Origin of the sequence: Streptomyces sp. ID05-26A (genome assembly GCF_033794685.1) — a bacterium.
In the GTDB taxonomy this organism is placed as follows: Bacteria; Actinomycetota; Actinomycetes; order Mycobacteriales; family Pseudonocardiaceae; genus Lentzea.
On record NZ_JARAYZ010000001.1, the window covers coordinates 947,802 to 966,991 of the forward strand.

The 19,190-nt window shown below is 67.5% G+C and carries 11 protein-coding genes, 1 tRNA gene and 1 pseudogene; 7 read left to right on the forward strand and 6 right to left on the reverse strand.

Going from position 1 to position 19,190, the window contains the following annotated elements; translation table 11 throughout:
• Positions 1 to 28 precede the first annotated feature (28 nt).
• Together lysA and argS are read right to left on the reverse strand one after the other, a co-directional pair.
• Positions 29 to 1,447, reverse strand: coding sequence for a diaminopimelate decarboxylase (gene lysA / locus PV646_RS04655; protein WP_500340207.1), 1,419 nt, complete (start codon positions 1,445 to 1,447; stop codon positions 29 to 31).
• Positions 1,447 to 3,084 (reverse strand): arginine--tRNA ligase, encoded by a 1,638-nt coding sequence (gene argS, locus PV646_RS04660; protein ID WP_500340208.1) that lies wholly within the window; start codon positions 3,082 to 3,084, stop codon positions 1,447 to 1,449. The genes lysA and argS overlap by 1 nt, the downstream gene beginning before the upstream one ends.
• 142 nt (positions 3,085 to 3,226) lie before the next feature.
• On the opposite strand from argS, the gene PV646_RS04665 reads away from it, so the two are divergent.
• From PV646_RS04665 to PV646_RS04675, 3 genes are all read left to right on the forward strand, one after another.
• Positions 3,227 to 4,081, forward strand: coding sequence for a thioredoxin-like domain-containing protein (locus PV646_RS04665; protein WP_500340209.1), 855 nt, complete (start codon positions 3,227 to 3,229; stop codon positions 4,079 to 4,081).
• A complete protein-coding gene (locus PV646_RS04670; RefSeq protein WP_500340210.1) occupies positions 4,081 to 4,770 on the forward strand; it encodes a DUF305 domain-containing protein in 690 nt (229 codons plus the stop codon). Before PV646_RS04665 ends, PV646_RS04670 begins: the two co-directional genes overlap by 1 nt.
• Before the next feature lie 121 nt (positions 4,771 to 4,891).
• A complete protein-coding gene (locus tag PV646_RS04675) occupies positions 4,892 to 6,766 on the forward strand; it encodes an acyl-CoA dehydrogenase family protein (protein ID WP_500340211.1) in 1,875 nt (624 codons plus the stop codon).
• A 211-nt stretch (positions 6,767 to 6,977) separates the two neighbouring features.
• On the opposite strand, the gene PV646_RS04680 is transcribed toward PV646_RS04675, so the two are convergent.
• Entirely contained in the window at positions 6,978 to 8,156 is a 1,179-nt protein-coding gene (locus PV646_RS04680; protein WP_500340212.1) for an ROK family transcriptional regulator, read from the reverse strand.
• A 147-nt stretch (positions 8,157 to 8,303) separates the two neighbouring features.
• Between PV646_RS04680 and PV646_RS04685 the strand changes: the two genes are divergently transcribed.
• Positions 8,304 to 12,533, forward strand: a complete 4,230-nt coding sequence (locus PV646_RS04685; protein ID WP_500340213.1) for a GH92 family glycosyl hydrolase — start codon at positions 8,304 to 8,306, stop codon at positions 12,531 to 12,533.
• A 262-nt stretch (positions 12,534 to 12,795) separates the two neighbouring features.
• Here the strand turns inward: PV646_RS04685 and PV646_RS04690 are convergent, their stop codons facing one another.
• Positions 12,796 to 13,704 (reverse strand): cation diffusion facilitator family transporter, encoded by a 909-nt coding sequence (locus PV646_RS04690; protein ID WP_500340214.1) that lies wholly within the window; start codon positions 13,702 to 13,704, stop codon positions 12,796 to 12,798.
• 149 nt (positions 13,705 to 13,853) lie between these two features.
• Here PV646_RS04690 and PV646_RS04695 point away from each other — a divergent pair.
• Positions 13,854 to 13,928 (forward strand) — tRNA-Arg (locus PV646_RS04695).
• 824 nt (positions 13,929 to 14,752) lie between these two features.
• On the opposite strand, the pseudogene PV646_RS04700 reads toward PV646_RS04695, so the two are convergent.
• A pseudogene (locus PV646_RS04700) lies at positions 14,753 to 14,914 on the reverse strand (recombinase family protein); the annotation flags it as partial.
• 65 nt (positions 14,915 to 14,979) lie between these two features.
• Complete coding sequence (locus PV646_RS04705) at positions 14,980 to 15,174, reverse strand: hypothetical protein (RefSeq protein ID WP_500340215.1); 195 nt, start codon at positions 15,172 to 15,174, stop codon at positions 14,980 to 14,982.
• A 475-nt stretch (positions 15,175 to 15,649) separates the two neighbouring features.
• Between PV646_RS04705 and PV646_RS04710 the strand changes: the two genes are divergently transcribed.
• Entirely contained in the window at positions 15,650 to 16,453 is an 804-nt protein-coding gene (locus tag PV646_RS04710) for an ABC transporter ATP-binding protein (protein ID WP_500342267.1), read from the forward strand.
• A 3-nt stretch (positions 16,454 to 16,456) separates the two neighbouring features.
• A complete protein-coding gene (locus tag PV646_RS04715) occupies positions 16,457 to 18,961 on the forward strand; it encodes an ABC transporter permease (protein WP_500340216.1) in 2,505 nt (834 codons plus the stop codon).
• The last annotated feature ends 229 nt before the right edge of the window (positions 18,962 to 19,190 follow it).

The window sequence follows — 19,190 nt, forward strand, 5'->3', positions numbered from 1 at the left end:
GTGACCCGGCTCCTTCGATGACACAGCCCTATACCTCCAGACGGAACAGATCGTCCTCGGTCTCGCGACGCAGCAACAGCCGCGCCGCTCCATCGGTCACCGCGGCGAGCGCGGGCCGTGGAAGTCGGTTGTACCCGCTCGCCATCGAGTAGCAGTAGGCCCCTGTGGCGGCGATCGCAACCAGGTCGCCCGGCGCCAGGTCGTCCGGCAGCCAGCAGTCGCGAACGACGATGTCGCCGGACTCGCAGTGCTTGCCCACGACACGACACAGCACGGCCCTCGACTCGGGCTCGGACGCGCGTGAGACCAGCTTGCAGTCGTAGACCGCGTCGTACAGCGCGGTGCGGATGTTGTCGCTCATGCCGCCGTCGACGCTGACGTACCGGCGCCGCGCGCCACCGTCGAGCTCGATGTCCTTGATCGTCCCGACCTCGTACACGGTGATGGTGCCGGGGCCGACGATCGCGCGGCCGGGCTCGACCGCGATGCGAGGCATCTCCAGGCCGTTGTGCTCGCACTCCTTCTGCACGATGTTGTGCAGCTGCCGCGCGAGCTCGGCAGGCGGGGGCGGGTCGTCGTCCGGCGTGTACGCGATGCCGAGACCGCCGCCGAGGTCGACGACGTTCAGCGACGGGATCGCGCCGTGCTCGGAACGGATGTCGGCGAGCAGGCCGATCACGCGGCGCGCGGCGACCTCGAAGCCGGACGCGTCGAAGATCTGCGAGCCGATGTGGCTGTGCAGGCCGACGAGCTCCAGGCCACTGGCCTTGAGCACGCGGCGGACGGCCTCGGCAGCGTCGCCGGAGGACAGCGAGAAGCCGAACTTCTGGTCCTCGTGCGCGGTCGCGATGAACTCGTGCGTGTGCGCCTCGACGCCGACCGTCACGCGGATCAGCACCGGCTGCACCACGCCGCGGTCGCGCGCGATCTGGTCGAGGCGCGCGATCTCGTGGTACGAGTCGACGACGATCCCGCCGACGCCCGCCTCGACGGCCGCGATCAGTTCGGGAACGCTCTTGTTGTTGCCGTGCAACGCGATGCGCTCGGCCGGGAACTCGGCCCGCAGCGCGATCGCGAGTTCGCCGCCGCTGCAGACGTCGATGGAGAGGCCTTCCTCGGCCACCCACTTCGCGATCTGCACGCTCAGGAACGCCTTGGACGCGTAGTGCACGAGCGTCGGGTCGCCGAACGCCTCGGCGTGCTCGCGGCAACGTGCGCGGAAGTCCTGCTCGTCCATGACGAACAACGGGGTGCCGTACTGCTCGGCGAGCGCGCGCACGTCCACGCCCGCGAGCTCCAGGACGCCCGCGTCGTTGCGCTTGGCGTTGCGGGGCCACACGGTGGGGTGCAGGTGGTCGAGCTGGTCGGTGGAGGAGGGACGGTCGCCGGCGGTGCTGCCGGGTGCCGTGACGTCGGCGTGCCGAGGTCCGGCGGGGTGTGCTCGCATTACATTCGCTCCGGTGCGGTGACGCCGAGCAGGCCGAGGCCGGCTCCGAAAACGTGCTTGGTGGCGGCGCAGAGCGTCAGCCTCGCCTGGTGCAACGGGGTGGTCTCCTCGTCGCCCTGGGGAAGGACGCGCACGCCGTTCCTGCGGTCGTAGAAGCGGTGGAACGAGCCGGCCAGCTCTTCGAGGTAGCGCGCCACCCGGTGGGGTTCGCGCAGCTCGGCCGCGGTGGCCACCACCTTGGGGAACTCCCCGATCGTGCGGATCAGGTCGCCTTCGCGCTCGTGCACCAGCAGCGAGAGGTCTTCTCCCTGGGTGACGCCGAGGTCGGCGGCGTTGCGCAGCACCCCGGAGATGCGGGCGTGCGCGTACTGGACGTAGTAGACCGGGTTGTCGTTGCTGTGCTTGCGCAGCAGGTCGAGGTCGATGTCGAGGCTGGAGTCGACGCTCGACCGGATCATGGCGTAGCGGGCCGCGTCCACGCCGACCGCGTCGACCAGGTCCTCCATCGTGATGACGGTGCCCGCGCGTTTGCTCATCCGGACGGGCTGGCCGTCGCTGACGAGGTTCACGAGCTGGCCGATCAGCACCTCGACGCTGTCCGGGTCGTCGCCCAGGGCGGCCGCCGCGGCCTTGAGGCGCGCGATGTAACCGTGGTGGTCCGCGCCGAGCATGTAGATGCACAGGTCGAAGCCGCGGCCGCGCTTGTCGACGAGGTACGCGATGTCGCCCGCGATGTACGCCGGGTTGCCGTCGCTCTTGATGACGACGCGGTCCTTGTCGTCACCGAAGTCCGTGGACCGCAGCCACCAGGCGCCATCCTTCTCGTACAGCGAGCCGTTCGCCTTGAGCTTCGCGACCGCCTCCTCCACGCGGCCGCTCTGGTGCAGCGAGTCCTCGTGGAAGTAGACGTCGAAGTCGGTGCCGAACTCGTGCAGGCTGCTCTTGATCTCCTCGAACATGAGCCCGACGCCGACCTGGCGCACGGTCTCCGGGTCGCTCAGGGCGCCCGGTTCGCGACGGAGGACCTCGGCGGCGATGTCGCTCACGTACGTGCCCGCGTAGCCGTCCTCGGGGGCCGGCTCGCCCTTCGCGGCCGCGATCAGCGACCGGACGAACCTGTCGATCTGCGCGCCGGCGTCGTTGAAGTAGTACTCGCGGGTCACCTCGGCGCCACGGGCCCTCAGCACCTCGCCCAGCGCGCCCCCGACCGCGGCCCAGCGCGCGCCGCCGAGGTGGATCGGGCCGGTCGGGTTCGCGGAGACGAACTCCAGGTTGATCCGCTTGCCGCCGAGTTCGGCGCCGGTGCCGTAGCCGGGCTCCAGGGCGGCACGAACGATCGCTCCCTGGGCCTCGGTGGCGATCGTGAGGTTCAGGAAGCCCGGACCGGCCACGTCGGCCTTCGCGATGGCGTCCTGGGTCAGCAGGGCCTCCGCGAGCCACGTCGCGAACTCACGGGGCGCCACGCCGGCCTTCTTGGCGAGCTGGAGGGCGACGCTGGTGGCGTAGTCGCCGTGTTCGGGGTTCCTGGGTCGCTCGACCGTCACCTGCTCGGGGAGCGCGGTGGCGTCCAGACCTCGGTCCGCCAGCAACTGGGCAACCGTGGTCCGGACGAGATCAGCGAGCGCTTCGGGTGTCACGCCAGAAGAGTTTAGAGAAGCGTTGTCGCAGGTCTCGACCGGGTTACCGGGTCTCGGAGGGTGAGACGGCAAGTGTTAACGCGCACGTGGTATCGCCCTGCGCTGACAGTGATCAGACACGATGTCCCTACACTGGCGCCGGTTGACCAGGACGACATCTGAGGCGGACATGACCAGCGGCAAGAAGACGAAGGCCACACGCAACAGCGTGGCCGCAGCCCGTTCCTCGGTGGTGGCGAGCAAGCCGAAGCCGTGGGGCACGATCATCGCGGTCATCGCGGTGCTGGGCCTCGCGGGCGGTGTTTTCGGGTATGCGTACTCGCAGATCCACGCGAACAACGTCAAAGAGGCCGCCCTGGCCAAGTGGAAGCCCTCGGACACGAACAAGGACCCGTCGACCGCGCTCGCGGGCATCGTGTCCAAGGAGTACAAGGGCTCCCGCCACGTCGAGCCGACCCAGCGCGTCGCGTACGACCAGACTCCCGCCTTCGGTGGCCCGCACGACGCCCAGTGGGCCGACTGCACCGGCGTCGTCTACGACAAGGCCGTGCGCACGGAGAACATGGTCCACGGCCTCGAGCACGGCGCCGTGTGGATCGCCTACAACCCGGACCAGGTCAAGGACGACGCGCTCACCAAGCTGAAGGCCAAGGTCGAGGGCATCCCGTACATGATGCTGTCGCCGTTCCCCGGCCTCAACAAGCCGATCTCGCTGCAGTCCTGGGGCCACCAGCTGAAGCTCGAGAAGGCCGACGACGAGCGCATCGACCAGTTCATCTCCTCGCTGCTGCGCAACCCGAACACCTACCCCGAGGTCGGCGCGTCGTGCGAGAACACGGCGTTCCTGTCGAACCCGGCCCCGTTCGTGGCCGAGAAGCCCGGCGCCGACGCCGTCCCGATGGACGGCGGCAAGGACGACTCCGTCACCGAGGGCCAGCCGCAGCAGAACCCCAGCACGCCCCCGTCGGGCTCCGCCTCGACGCCCCCGTCGAGCTGATGACGTCTGACGAGACCGTGTCCGAGCGTCCCTCCGGGGTCGCTCGGACCCTCGTGATCAGCGCCGCCGTCCTGGCCGTCCTCCTGCTGGGCGCGGCGGTGGGCCTGCTCGTGAAGCTCCCCGACTCCACCTCCTCGTCCGCGGCACCGGCCTCCGGCTCCGTGGACGTGGGCTTCTGCCAGGACATGTCCATGCACCACCTGCAGGGCATCCAGATGGCGAACATCGCCCGGGACCGCTCGACCAACCCGGAGATCCGCCAGCTCGCCTTCGACATCTCCTCCACCCAGCTCGAACAGGTGGGGCGGATGAAGGGCTGGCTGATGATGTGGAACGAGCACGAGCAGAACATCTCCGGCGTCTACATGAAGTGGATGGACGCCGCGGGTGTGCACGGCCACGGCGCCACCACGCCCGAGGCCGGCAAGCCGATCATGCCCGGCATGGCCACGACCGACGAGCTCACCAAGCTGCGGACGATGCCGGCCGGGGACGGGTTCGACGTGTACTGGCTGCAGCTGATGCTCCGCCACCACACGGGCGGCGCACCGATGGCCGAGTACGCCTCGACCGCCGCCGGTCAGACGTTCGTGCGGACGCTGGCCGACAACATGCTGAAGTCGCAGTCCGCCGAGACCGATCTGATGAAGGACTACCTGGCGAAGCGCGGAGCCGCCCCGCTGCCGTAGCCACGAAGCCGCTTCGCGAGAGGGCCGTTCCCCCACCAGGGGAGCGGCCCTTTCGCTTCTTCAGGCCATGGACAAGCGCCTACCCCTGAGTAACGTAGGTCACACCTACCGGGAGGTAACCATGACCGTCGATGAGCGCGCGGCCAGGAAGGTCGCCGAACAAGCACGGGAAACCCGCTGGCAGCGACCGAGCTTCGGCAAAGAACTCTTCCTCGGTCACTTCCGCATCGACCTGATCCACCCCCACCCGAGCGGCACGGCCGAAGACCGCGCACGCGGCGAGGCTTTCCTCGAGAAGCTCCGGAAGTTCACCGAGTCGCACATCGACAACACCGTCATCGAACGCGACGCGCAGATCCCCGACGACGTCCTGAAGGGCCTCAAGGACCTCGGCGCGTTCGGCATGAAGATCAAGCCGGAGTACGGCGGCATCGGCCTGACCCAGGTCTACTACAACCGGGCCCTGATGCTGGTCGGCTCGGCCAGCCCGGCCATCGGCGCGATGCTCTCGGCCCACCAGTCGATCGGCGTCCCCCAGCCCGTCGCGATGTTCGGCAGCCCGGAGCAGAAGCAGGAGTTCCTGCCGCGGTGCGCCAAGGGTGAGATCACGGCGTTCCTGCTGACCGAACCGGACGTCGGCTCCGACCCGGCCCGCCTCGGCACCATCGCCACTCCGGACGGCGACGACTACGTCCTCGACGGCGTCAAACTGTGGACCACCAACGGTGTCGTGGCCGACCTGCTGGTCGTCATGGCCCAGGTCCCGGGCAAGGGCATCACGGCGTTCGTCGTCGAAGCGGACGCCGAGGGCATCACGGTCGAGAACCGCAACGCGTTCATGGGCCTGCGGGGCCTGGAGAACGGCGTGACGAGGTTCCACAACGTCCGCGTCCCGAAGAAGAACGTCATCGGCAAGGAGGGCGCCGGCCTCAAGATCGCGCTGGCGACCCTGAACACCGGCCGTCTGAGCCTTCCCGCCCTCTGCGCGGGATCAGCCAAGTGGTGCCTCAAGATCGCCCGGGAGTGGTCCGGCGAGCGCATCCAGTGGGGACTCCCGGTCGGCAAGCACGAGGCGGTCGCGGGCAAGATCGCCTACATCGCCGCCACGGCCTACGCGTTGGAAGCCGTGCTGGACCTCAGTTCCGAGCTCGCCGACGCGGGCAAGCACGACATCCGCATCGAGGCGGCCCTCGCGAAGCTCTACGCGAGCGAGAAGGCCTGGCTGGTGGCGGACGAACTGGTGCAGATCCGCGGCGGGCGAGGCTACGAGACGGCGGAGAGTCAGGCGGCGCGCGGCGAACGCGGCATCGCGGCCGAGCAGGTCCTGCGGGACCTGCGCATCAACCGCATCTTCGAGGGCTCGACCGAGATCATGCACCTGCTGATCGCCCGCGAGGCCGTCGACGCGCACCTGTCCGTCGCCGGCGACATCATCGACCCGGACGCCGACCGCAACGCGAAGATGAAGGCCGCGGCGAAGGCAGGCGGTTTCTACGCCAAATGGCTGCCCACGCTCGTGGTCGGCAAGGGCCAGACCCCGGTGGGCTACACGGAGTTCGGGCCGCTCGCGAAGCACCTGCGGTTCGTCGAACGGTCGGCGCGCAAGCTGGCGCGGCAGACGTTCTACGCCATGTCGCGGTGGCAGGGGAAGATGGAGCGCAAGCAGCGGTTCCTGAGCCGGATCGTGGACATCGGGGCCGAGCTGTTCGCGATCAGCGCCGCGTGCGTGCGGGCCGCGCAGGACACGAACCCCAACGCGCAGGTACTGGCGGACGCGTTCGCCAAGCAGGCGCGGATCCGGGTGGACGAGCTGTTCGAGAAGCTGTGGACGAACACCGACGACAGCGACCAGGTGCTGGCCAAGCAGGTCCTGGACGGCGCCTACACGTGGCTGGAGGACGGCATCGTCGACGCGTCCATTCCCGGCGACTGGATCGCGGACTCCACGCACCACGCGTCGACGGCGGACAACGTCCACCGGCCGACACCCCGCTGACGCCCGTTGCTGCACTGGGCAGGCTGATGGTGGTGCGGGCGCGGCACCTGCCCAGTGCACGGCCGGTAGGGGGCTACGTCCCCCGCATCCCCCTACCGACTCCCCTTGCAACGGAAGGACACAACCCTCCAGGTGGAGGTGCCGGTAACGCTAAGCCACAAAACGCCGTTAACAGTTGCGACGATTGAGTGAATTACCAGGTGAGGGGTACTCAACTACTCTCAGAGAGTAACTTCAAAGACCATTGACGGGCGGCTTCGAGGCCCATCGCGAGGGCCCCGGAGAGCACCGCGCCGTCGCCGAGCGAGCCCGCCACGATCGGGGGCGCCAGCGGCGTCATCGTGCGGAGCGTCGCCTCCAGCGGCTCGAGCAGCAGGTCGACGTTCGACCCGACACCCCCGCCCAGGACGACCAACTCCGGGTCGATCACCGCGGCGACGGCGGCCACGAGGAACGCGAGCCTTTCCGCTTCCTGTCGCACGATCTCCGCGGCCGTGGCACCACCGGAACGCGCCTGCGAGAACACCTCACGAGCCGTGCGCGCCGTCAGTCCACGCTCACGTGCCCGCGCCACAACGGATCCCGCCGATGCCGCATCCTCGAACTGTCCACGACGGACGTCCGAAGCGGACTTCCCGTACGGCAGGAACCCGACCTCGCCGGCCGCCCCGTGCGCACCGCGGAACAGCTTGCCGTCCACGACGATTCCCATGCCGACGCCGGTGCCGACCGTCGCGCACACGAACACGCGCGCTTCCTGCGCGGCCCCGTACACGTGCTCGCCCAACGCAGCGAGGTTGGCGTCGTTCTCCACCACCATCACCGGACCGAGTGACGCCTCCAGCCCGTCCAGGACACCGTTCGACTCCCAGCCCGGCAGTTGCGGCGCGTGGCGCACCACCCGCGAACGCTGATCGATCACTCCGGGGCTGCCGATCACCTTCACCACGACGTCCGTGAGAGCGATCCCAGCGTCCGCCGCGGTGCGTGCGGCGAGCTCGGTCACGACGCGTACCAGCGCAGCGGCTGACCGGCTGCGGTTGCGTTCGTCCACACGGGCCACGACGGACCCGCCCAGATCGGCCACCGCCGCCCGGATCCGTTCCCTGCCGATGTCGACGCCCAGCACGTACCCCGCGGTGGGATTCGGTTCGTAGACCACGGCTGACCTGCCGGGACCCGTCGTCGTGCGGCCGGTCGGGCGGACCAGCGCGTGCCGTTCGAGATCAGCGAGTGCCTGCCCCACCGTCGGTTTCGACAGCCCGGTGTCCCTGGCGATCTGCGGACGGGTGGCGGCACCCAGACGGCGCAGCAGGTCGAGCACAGCGCGTTGGTTGAGCACGCGCATGCCCGCCGGGGTACCCACCTCTGGCGGCTTGCGGTCGCTCACCGGTCGATTCTAGATCTTGATCCACTCGCATTACCCGCAACTGTTGAAGAGACAGGTTGCACGACAAGTCCTGTCCTGTCCCTTGACAACGATGTCACGTGCAGAAACGCTCCCTCCCAAATGGGGCAGGCGGGCGGAAGGGTTGCAATGAGGCACCTGCGCAAGAGACGAACTACAACCCTGTTGAGCGTTGCGATTACTGCGACACTGGTGAGCGGCGTCACCAACGGCTACGCGGCCGCCGCACCAGAGGAGCCAGGAGTGGGTTTTTCGTCGTCCTTTGAGGACGGTCAGCCACAACCGTCGTGGTCCAACACCGTCGAGACCGACGCGGCGGGGCAGCCGAAGTCGGCGGGCGTGATCGGCTCGAGCGGCACCGGGCTGCCCGGCAACGTCGCCGACAAGGCGACCTTGGCGGTCAACGGCGAGAACTCCGGCTCGGGCGAGGGCAAGGCCGAGCTCGTCGACGGCACCACCAGCACCAAGTGGCTGGTCTTCGCCAGGACCGGCTGGGTGACGTTCGACTTCGGGACGGGCCCTCAGACGATCAAGAAGTACTCGCTCTCCTCGGCGAACGACGCACCGGAGCGCGACCCGAGGGACTGGACGCTGCAGGGTTCGGCCGACGGCACGAACTGGACCGTCCTCGACACCCGCACCGGCGAGAACTTCACCGACCGGTTCCAGACCAAGGTCTACGACATCGCCTCCCCGGCGTCGTACCGGCACTACAAGCTCGACATCACGGCGAACCACGGCGCGGACATCGTGCAGCTCGCCGAGGTCGAGCTGTCCGACGGCACAACCACGCCCCCGCCGCCGAACATGCGCAGCATCGTCGGCAACGGTCCCACTGGCGGTTACACGGCCAAGTCACGGGTCGGCTGGACGGGCCTGAAGGCGTTCCGCGCCCAGGGCAAGCACACGACCGAGGGCCGTGCGTACAGCTACAACAAGGTCTTCGACGTCGACGTCCCGGTCAACGCCAAGACCGAGCTGTCGTACATGGTCTTCCCGGACTTCATCACCGACAACCTGAACTACCCGAGCACGTACTCGTCGGTCGACCTCGCGTTCTCCGACGGCACGTACCTGAGCGACCTCAAGGCCGTCGACCAGCACGGCGCGACGCTGTCGCCGCAGGGTCAGGGCGCGGGCAAGTTCCTGTACGCCAACCAGTGGAACAAGGTCGCGTCCACGATCGGCGCCGTCGCGGCCGGCAAGACGATCAAGCGGATCCTGGTCGCCTACGACGGTCCGAAGGGCCCGACGGAGTTCGGTGCGTGGTACGACGACATCCGCATCGGCGACGTCGTCACCAAGCAGTACGCGAAGCCGTCGGACTACGTGCTGACCACGCGTGGCACGAACTCGAACGGCTCGTTCTCGCGGGGCAACAACTTCCCGGCGACGGCGGTGCCGCACGGCTTCAACTTCTGGACCCCGATGACCAACGCGGGTTCGCAGAGCTGGCTGTACGAGTACGCGCAGCGCAACAACGCGCAGAACCTGCCGACGCTGCAGGCGTTCACGACGTCCCACGAGCCCAGCCCGTGGATGGGTGACCGCCAGACGTTCCAGGTCATGCCGTCGAACATCGCGCCGACCCAGGACCGTGCGTTGCGTTCGCTGCCGTTCAGGCACGACAACGAGGTCGCGAAGGCGCACTACTACGGCGTGACGTTCGAGAACGGCATGAAGACCGAGATCGCGCCGACGGACCACGCGGCGGTGTTCCGGTTCACGTTCAACGACGAGGGCCAGAAGAACCTCGTGTTCGACAACGTGAACAACCTCGGCGGTGTCACCCTCGACGCGGCCAATGGTGTCGTCACGGGCTACTCGGACGTCAAGAGCGGCCTCTCCACCGGCGCGACCCGCCTGTTCGTCTACGGCAAGGTCGACAAGGCGGTCACGGCGAGCGGCCGGCTGACCGGCGCGGGCCGCGACAACGTGGGCGGCTACTTCTCGTTCGGCGAGAAGACCGTCGAGCTGCGGATCGCCACCTCGCTGATCTCCGTCGACCAGGCGAAGTCGAACCTGGAGCAGGAGGTCAGCGGCTCGGACACGTTCGAGTCGGTGCGTGACAAGGCGCAGGCGGCGTGGGACAAGATCCTCGGCATCATCACGGTCGAGGGCGCGTCCGAAGACCAGCTGATCACGATGTACTCCAACATGTACCGGCTCTACCTCTACCCGAACTCGGGCTTCGAGAAGGTCGGCGACAAGATCCAGTACGCGTCCCCGGTGTCGCCTCCGGTCGGTGAGAGCACTCCCACTCGCACCGGCGCGAAGATCGTGGACGGCAAGGTCTACGTCAACAACGGGTTCTGGGACACCTACCGCACGACCTGGCCCGCGTACTCGTTGTTCACGCCGTCCAAGGCGGGCGAGATGGCCGAGGGCTTCGTCCAGCAGTACAAGGACGGTGGCTGGATCTCGCGCTGGTCCTCCCCCGGTTACGCGGACCTGATGACGGGCACGAGCTCCGACGTGGCGTTCGCGGACGCCTACCTGAAGGGCGTGTCGAACTTCGACATCAAGGCGGCCTACGACGCGGCGGTGAAGAACGCGTCCGTCGTGCCGCCGAGCAACAACGTCGGCCGCAAGGGCATGGACCGGTCGATCTTCCTCGGCTGGACCGGCAACGACCAGCTGCACGAGGCGTGGTCGTGGGCGATCGAGGGCTACCTCAACGACTTCGGCATCGCGTCGATGGCGAAGGCGCTGCACGAGAAGACGGGCGAGAAGCGGTACGCGGAGGAGTACGAGTACTTCCTCAACCGCGCCCAGAACTACGTGCTGACGTTCGACAAGCGGATCGACTTCTTCCAGGGACGCAACGTCGACGGCTCGTGGCGCGTCGAGGACCCGGCGAAGTACAACCCGCAGGACTGGCGCTACGACTACACCGAGACGAACGGCTGGAACATGGCGTTCACGGTGCCGCACGACGGACAGGGTCTCGCGAACCTGTACGGCGGTCGGGACAAGCTGGCGCAGAAGCTCGACTCGTTCTTCACCCTGCCGGAGACCGCGAAGTTCCCCGGCGGCTACGGCGGCGTGATCCACGAGATGATCGAGGCGCGGGACGTGCGGATGGGCCAGTACGGCCACTCCAACCAGCCGTCGCACCACATCGCCTACATGTACAACTACGCGGGCAAGCCCGCGAAGACGGCGGAGAAGACGCGGGAGATCCTGTCGCGCCTGTACGTCGGCTCGCAGGAGGGTCAGGGCTACGCAGGCGACGAGGACAACGGCGAGATGTCGGCCTGGTTCCTCTTCTCCTCGCTCGGCTTCTACCCGCTGCAGATGGGCAAGCCGGCCTACGCGATCGGTTCGCCGCTGTTCACCAAGGCGACCGTGAAGCTGGAGAACGGCAAGAAGCTCGTCGTCAACGCGCCCAAGAACAACGCGAAGAACATCTACGTGCAGGGCGTGAAGGTCAACGGCAAGGCGTGGAACAAGACGTCGCTGCCGCACGACGTGCTCGCGGCCGGTGCCACAATCGACTTCGACATGGGCCCGAAGCCCTCTGCCTGGGGCACCGGCGTCAACGACGTGCCGGACTCGATCACCACCGGTGACGCGGTCCCGACGCCGTTGCGCGACGTCGCTTCCGGCGTTTCCACCGCTGCTCTGGTGGACAACAACTCCTCGACCTCGGCGGTGGTGAAGTCCTTCGACTTCAAGGCCGCGGACGTGAAGGAGAAGGCGGAGTTCTACACGTTGACCAACGCCAAGACGGGCACGTCGCCGTCGGCGTGGGAGCTGAAGGGCTCCTACGACGGCAAGACGTGGTCGACGGTCGACAAGCGTTCCGCCGAGAACTTCCAGTGGCAGCAGTACACCCGCTCGTTCAAGATCGCCTCGCCGGGCCGGTACAACTTCTACCGGCTGGAGTTCTCCGGCGACGTGGCACTGGCCGAGTTCGAGCTGATGTCGAAGCCGCTGCCGGCCGCCACCACCACGGTGACGGGCACGGTCAACGGTCCGCTGCAGGTCAAGGGCGTGACCTATGTGGACGGTGCCACGATCAACGGTCCGGTGACGGTGGCCCGCGGCGCGACGCTCTACGTCTTCGGCGGCGAGATCAAGGGCCCGCTGTCCGCGGCGGACGCGGCGTCCGTGGTGCTGGTCGGCGTCAAGGTCGGTGGTCCGGTGTCGGTCCACGGCTCTTCGACGGAGGTAGCGGTCGAGAACTCGACGGTCGGTGGCCCTGTGTCACTGACGTCGAACAAGACCAGGTCAGTCGTGGCAGCCACCGCGGTCGGCGGGCCGTTGTCCTGCACGGGCAACAACCCGGCGCCGTCGAACAACGGCTTCGCGAACGACGTGAAGGGTCCGAAGGCAGGACAGTGCGCTGGGCTGTAACGCCTAACTGATCCTTGTGGACACAAGAAAGGCCGCGTTCCGTCACGGAACGCGGCCTTTCCCGTTCACCTGAAAGGATCTATCCCCATCAGACATACTTCGATGAGATCTTGGCTATTCACGCTTGGCGTCTGGGGAGGCTGTTGTGGTGCCGTTCGAACGAGGCCGTGTCTGGGTCGCGGTGCCACACCCCCGCGAGCCGCTCGTTCCGTCACGAACGGGAACGCAGTCCACTAAGGACGCGATCCGAGACCTGCCCCGGTCACCAGCTGAGCTCCCGGCACCGCTGCGCTGACGAGCCGCCCTCGACCTGCAGCGTGGCGTGCTCGATGTGGTACTTGGTGGCCAGCAACGACTGCGCCTCCTTCAGCACGATCGCGTGATCGGCGTCCTCGGCCGTCGCGAGGTGAGCCGAACACACCTCCATGCCACTGGTGAGCGTCCACACGTGCAGGTCGTGCGCCTCGGTGACGCCGGCGATCTGCGTCAGGCTCTTCTGCATCTCCGTCACGTCGAGCCGCTCCGGCGCGTGCTGGAAGAGGATGTGCAGGGCGTTCTTGGCCAGGCTGTACGTCCGCGGCAGCACCCAGACACCGATCAGCACACCCATGATCGGGTCCGCGTACTTCCAGCCGGTCGTGATGGTGACGATCGCCGAGATCAGCACCCCCACCGACCCGATCAGGTCAGCCAGCACCTCGAGGTAGGCACCCTTGACGTTGATGCTCTCCTTCGCCCCCTCCTTGAGGACGCTGAAGGAGACGAGGTTGGCCACGAGCCCGGCCGTGGCGGCGATCAGCACAGGCCACCCCGGCACGCTGGGCGGGTCCTGGAACCGCCCGACGGCCTCCCAGATCACGTACCCGGCCACCCCGAAGAGCAGTACCGCGTTGGCCAGCGCCGCCAGCACCTCGGCCCGGTAGAAGCCGAACGTGCGGTTCTTCCCGGCCTTCGCGCGCTGCGCGACCATGATCGCGGCCAAGGCCATGCCCACCCCGAGCACGTCGGTGAGCATGTGGGCGGCATCGGAGATCAGGGCGAGCGAGGACGTCGCGAACCCCACGACGAACTCCACCACCATGAAGACCGCACCGATGCCGAACGCGATCCACAGCTTGCCGGCGTGCTGCCCGCTGGCGCTCGCCGATCCGTGCCCATGCCCGTGACCCATGCTTCGGAACATATAGCGACATGCGCATGAGTGCAATCCGACGCATTCCTCGTCACGGCGCGGAGTGATGGAGGACACGCTTCGTGGCTACCGGGGGTAGGTGTGAAACTCGGTCGCGGGAGTGCGCTAGGATCTTCCACGTAGCTACGGCCCCCGTAGCTCAGGGGATAGAGCACCGCCCTCCGGAGGCGGGAGCGCAGGTTCGAATCCTGCCGGGGGCACCAGCACCATCCGCACAAGCGCCGGTCAGACTCTGACCAGGCGCTTGTTGCTTTTCGGCGACCTGTTCGCTGATGATCTCCGCCGCCCTGGTGATCTCGGGGACCGTGTCGTCCGGAATCCGGATGCTGATGGTCAAGTGATCGCCGTCGTCCGTGAGCTTCACGGTGAGACTGGTTGCCTCGAACAGCGTGCGTAGCAACGGTTCCGGCGCATCGGTCAGGTTCTCGCTCATGAGCGGCAGGGCGTTCAACAGATCGACATCGCCTACGTCTGGTCGGGCAGGCCCAGCCTTGTCGGCGGCGTCCAGCGATGTGATGGCGGGAAGTGCTGCCGCCCGTTCGGCGTCCAGGTCGTTGTAGGTGCCACGCAGAGCCCGCGTGAAGGGGTCATCAGGGTCCCCGTCCTGCGCCTGCCTCATGACCGAGTTCTGACGGCGCACGAGGTCCACCAGCGTGCGCTGAAGGCGTTCCCTGTCGGCGTCCCGTGCCAGCGCTTCACGATCGTCGAACGTCGCGAGGTCGGCAGCGAGGATCGCTCGACGATCAACGCCGAACACCCGATCGCCGTAGAAGCCGGACAGGGCGTCCAGGATCGCGTCCTCACGGATGTACACGACTTTGGGATGCCGGACGTACTTGTCCGATCGTCCACGGTTGTTGCTCTTGGGCCAGCACATGTAATAGGCGGCGTTGTGGCGATAGTTGCCGTTCATGCGCCGCCCGCACGAGTCGAACAGCATCGCCCGCAACACGTAGGTCCGCGTCGTCTCCGGATGAACGTTGAGGTCGTTGCCGTCACGCGGTCCGCGCCGCACTTGCCGCCGCGCATTCAGTTCGTCGAACATCCATTTCGGGATCAACGGTTCGTGCGCGGGCACAGTCGACCACACCCACAGCGCCGGGTCGTTGACCTTTCCGTGCCGCGACCGCGAGGCACGGCGATTGAACACCTGATACCCCGTGTACTTCGGATTCTTCAGAATCTCATAAACGGAAGTCTTGCCTCACGCTCCACGTGCCCGCGTCTTTCCGGGCGACACAGGCGGCGGATACTTCACCGGGTCCGCGAATCCTCACGGTTCTTGCGGTAGTTGAAGAACAGAGCGATGCCGCTGGCGATGGCGATCAGTCCGAACGCGGCGCTGATGTAGAGGCTCAGACCGAAGGCTTGAGCGGCAATGTTGGCCACGACGCTGACTGCCAGGACCGTCGCGAGCAGGGCTCGGCTGAGGGTGGGCGAGAGGTTCATGACGAAGAAGTTAGTTGTGTTCGACAGCGTCGCCGATACCGCAGGCTCCCAAGTGTCAGGTAGAGCAGGCTGCACCTCGATTCTGCGCCCTGGTGCGATGACTTCGAAACGCAGCAGACCTCTGCTCGGTTCCGCGAGCTCGTGTGCCGTCGTCAGCCCAACGTGGCCAGGGTTTTCCCTGCCCCGGCTCGAGCAGCGGACTCCGTCGCTCTGGTGCGTTGTGCGCGGAGAGGGACCGGCTCTGAGTCGCCCTGCTTTCATGTCCGCCATCGACCGGCTTGCCGACTCCGCCGTTGTCGGTCAGCTGATGTCACGCCGATGACGTCCGCGTCGTCGAATCCAGGCTGGGATTGCCGCGGAGAAAAAGGTACAGCCTGCGCTACCAGTGATCACCTGCTGCCTGGGTCGTTTCGACGGGCGGGCGAGATTACCGTCCTGCCTGGGAAATCGACGAATAGGACCTCGGGTTTTTGTGATGTCAATCCATGATGTGCAAGTTGACGGGACTTCTGGTGCGGGCGTTGCCAGGCCCGCGCCGGCGGTGCGGGTTCAGGGCCTGAGAAAGGTCTACGGCGCGGAACTGCAGGCGGTGACTGCCCTTGCGGGTGTCGATGCGATGTTCGAGCGGGGCACGTTCACCGCGGTGATGGGGCCGTCCGGTTCGGGCAAGAGCACGTTGCTGCAGACGGCGGCGGGGCTGGACCAGCCGACCGGCGGCCAGGTGTGGGTTGGCGACACGGAGTTGTCGCAACTGTCGGAGACCGATCTGACGAAGCTGCGGCGTTCGAAGATCGGGTTTGTCTTTCAGGCGTTCAACCTCATCGGAGCGTTGACGGTGCGGGAGAACATCGTGTTGCCGTTGCAGCTGTCGGGAAAACGCGCCGACGCCGCATGGTTGCGGCAGGTCGTCGAGCGGGTCGGGTTGACTGATCGGCTGTCGCACCGGCCGTCGGAGCTGTCCGGCGGTCAGCAGCAGCGGGTCGCGATCGCGCGGGCGTTGGCGACGCGCCCGGAGGTCATCTTCTGTGACGAGCCGACCGGTGCGCTGGACACCCAGACCGCGGGCGAGGTGCTGAGCCTGCTGCGTTCGGTGGTGGACGAGGCGGGGCAGACGGTGATCATGGTGACGCACGACCCGGTGGCGGCGTCGTACGCGGATCGTGTGATGGTGCTGGCCGACGGCCAGATCGTGCATGACGTGCCGCAGCCTGGTGCGGAACGCATCGCGGAGCAACTGGCCTTGCTGGGCCGCCGTCAGCGCGTCACGCAGGAGCGCTGACCGATGTTGAAGCTGGCTGCGAAGATGCTGCGCCACCGCAAGGGCAGCGCGGTCGCCACTCTGCTGGCCTTGACGGCCGGAGTGGTGCTCTTGATGTCGATGGGACTGCTCGTGGAGTCCGGCCTGCGGTTCGAGGCCGCGTCGAAGCGCTACGCCGCAACGGACGTCGTCGTCGCCAATCGCGACATCACGCTCACGACGAGCGATGAGGAGAAAGTCACCGTAGAGCTACCTGAAGGGGGCACTGTCCCGGCCTCGATGGTCGAGCAGTTCCGGCAGCTACCGGGTGTGGCCACGGTGGTGGGTGACACGTCGGTGACGGCGATCCTGGAGAACGGCGGGGCCACCGGACATGGGTGGAGCAGCACGGTGCTGACCCCCTACCGGCTGGTTTCGGGTGCCGAGCCGAAGAAGGCGGAGGAGGTCGCGCTGGATGAACGCCTGGCCGGTTCGGTAGCGCCCGGCGACGAGGTCCCGATCCTGATCGAGGGGACGGCACGCGTGTACCGGGTCAGCGGCCTCGTGCGCAACGCCGGCCCCAGGCCTGGCCCCGACGCGTCGCCCGAGGTGTTCTTCACCGACGAGCACGCGGCGGCCGTGTACCCGCGGCAGGGCCGGGTCGACGCCGTCGACATCATCGCTGAGCCGGGTGCCTACAACGCCGCACTGGTCGCAGACGTGCGCAAGCTGGCCACCGAGGCCGGTTTCAAGGCCTACGCCGGCGCCGAGCGCGGACTGTTGGAACAGTCCGCGGACCTGGCGGCCAGCGACATGCTGGTCCAGCTCGGCATTGTCTTCGGCGGATTCGTGGCGCTGCTGGTGATGTTCGTCGTGGCCGGAACCATCGGCCTCGCGGTCCGGCACCGGCGACGCGACCTCGCCTTGCTCCGGGCCGTCGCCGCGACCCCAGGCCAGATCGCCCGGTTGATCCTCACCGAGGTGGGGCTGCTCAGTCTGTTGTCGGTCGTGATCGGTGTGCCCTCTGGCTGGTTCGCCACTCGATGGGTGCGCGGGGAACTGGTCGACCGCGGGTTCATCCCGAACACGTTCCTGTTCAGCGACGGTGCACTGACTGCGGCCGCCGTGGTGGGGGCGACAATGGCTGTGGCAGTGGGGGCCGCGCTGATCGCCGCCCGTCGGACAATGCTGATCCGCCCGACAGAGGCGCTCGGCGAGATCGCCGTGGAACCCACTCGGAACAGCAAGATCCGGCTGTTCGTCGGGTTCGTCACCCTGGCCGGTGCCATCTACCTGACCACGCTCAGCACGACGCAGAAGGGGAACGCTGCCCTCGGCACCGCGCTCGGCATGCTGTCCGCGCTCATCCTCGCGGTCGCCCTGCTCGCCCCCTGGATCAACCGGACGGCTGCCCGGCTGCTCGGCCCGGTGCTGCGTGCGGCGTGGGGCGACAGCGGCTACCTGGCCGCGGCGAACCTGCGCGCCAACGCCCAGAGCATGGTCACCGTGCTGACCGCACTGGTGCTGACTGTCGGCCTCGGTGGCTCGATCTGGTTCCTCCAGGACAACCTGCTACGACAGACCGTCACCCAGACCCGCGCCGGGATGCTTGCCCAGCACTCCGTGGGCTCCGCCGCCGGCCTGCCTGAGACCGCTCTCGCAGAAATACGCGAGATTCCCGGCGTGGTGGCCGCCACCGGAGTGCGGAACACCTCGATCATCCTCGGCGGGAGCGGGGAGAGCGGTGGTGTGCAGGCCGTCGATCCGGATGGCGTCGAGCACACCATGGACCTCCAGGTTCGCAGCGGAAGCCTGTCCGACCTGCGTGGGTCCGCCATGGCGGTGTCGGCCCTGCAAGCCGATTCGAACGGCTGGAAAGTCGGTGACCAGGCCGAGGTGCGGCTCGGCGACGGCACACCGGCCACGCTGCGCATCGTCGCGATCTACGGCCGGGGCATAGGCTTCAACGACTTCACCGTCACCAAGGACGTCATCGTCGGCCACACTGCCTCCACCGGCTACGAGCGGATTCTCGTCCGCGCCGAACCGGGCACCGACATCACCACTGCCCTGGCCGACGTCACCGGCCGGTACCCCGGCAGCACCGTGACGAACACTGCAGGGCACGCTGGCCAGCTTGCCAACGATCTGGCGCTCAGCGCCTGGTTGAACAAGCTGCTGATGGGCATCATGATCGGTTTCGCCGCCATGGCCGCCGCCAACACCATGGTCATGGCCGCTCTCACCCGTGGCCGTGAACTGGCTTCACTGCGCATGGTCGGCGTCACCCGGAAGCAGTTGAAAAGGATGGTCCACGCGGAACAGTCCGGCCTGCTCGGCGTTTCCCTGCTCATCGGTGGAACCATCGCGGCAATCACATTGGTATCGGTGGTGCGCACTCTCACCGGGCAGAGCGTTCCCTACGTGCCCCCGCTGGGATGGGTGTCCATCATCGGCGGCACGACGCTGCTCGCCCTGCTCACCACCATCCTGCCCATCGCACGACTGCTCCGCGTCCCGCCGATCGCCGGCATCGGCGTCAAGGAGTAACGGTCACCTGGGGACGGCAGAGGTCCCCGATCCAGTTGAACGACAACCGACGGGCGTGCACGCATCGCGAGGACGCCAGTCGGTTGTCGTCGTCAAGCGTTCGGCCGGAGAGGACGCTGACGGCGGCGTTCGGAGCCCTGTGCCGCAGGTACACGTCGACCGCCTTCACCGCCTGCGGCTGGCTTCGGTCCACAGTCGTGGGGAACTCGGTTCGCACCCGTAGCCGGGC

Bases quoted from the DNA above. Each gene is read 5' to 3' on its own strand.
- lysA (WP_500340207.1), bottom strand. From the start codon at position 1,447: ATGCGAGCACACCCCGCCGGACCTCGGCACGCCGACGTCACGGCACCC.
- PV646_RS04670 (WP_500340210.1), top strand. From the start codon at position 4,081: ATGACGTCTGACGAGACCGTGTCCGAGCGTCCCTCCGGGGTCGCTCGG.
- PV646_RS04675 (WP_500340211.1), top strand. From the start codon at position 4,892: ATGACCGTCGATGAGCGCGCGGCCAGGAAGGTCGCCGAACAAGCACGG.
- PV646_RS04685 (WP_500340213.1), top strand. From the start codon at position 8,304: ATGAGGCACCTGCGCAAGAGACGAACTACAACCCTGTTGAGCGTTGCG.
- PV646_RS04690 (WP_500340214.1), bottom strand. From the start codon at position 13,704: ATGGGTCACGGGCATGGGCACGGATCGGCGAGCGCCAGCGGGCAGCAC.
- PV646_RS04705 (WP_500340215.1), bottom strand. From the start codon at position 15,174: ATGAACCTCTCGCCCACCCTCAGCCGAGCCCTGCTCGCGACGGTCCTG.
- PV646_RS04710 (WP_500342267.1), top strand. From the start codon at position 15,650: ATGTCAATCCATGATGTGCAAGTTGACGGGACTTCTGGTGCGGGCGTT.
- PV646_RS04715 (WP_500340216.1), top strand. From the start codon at position 16,457: ATGTTGAAGCTGGCTGCGAAGATGCTGCGCCACCGCAAGGGCAGCGCG.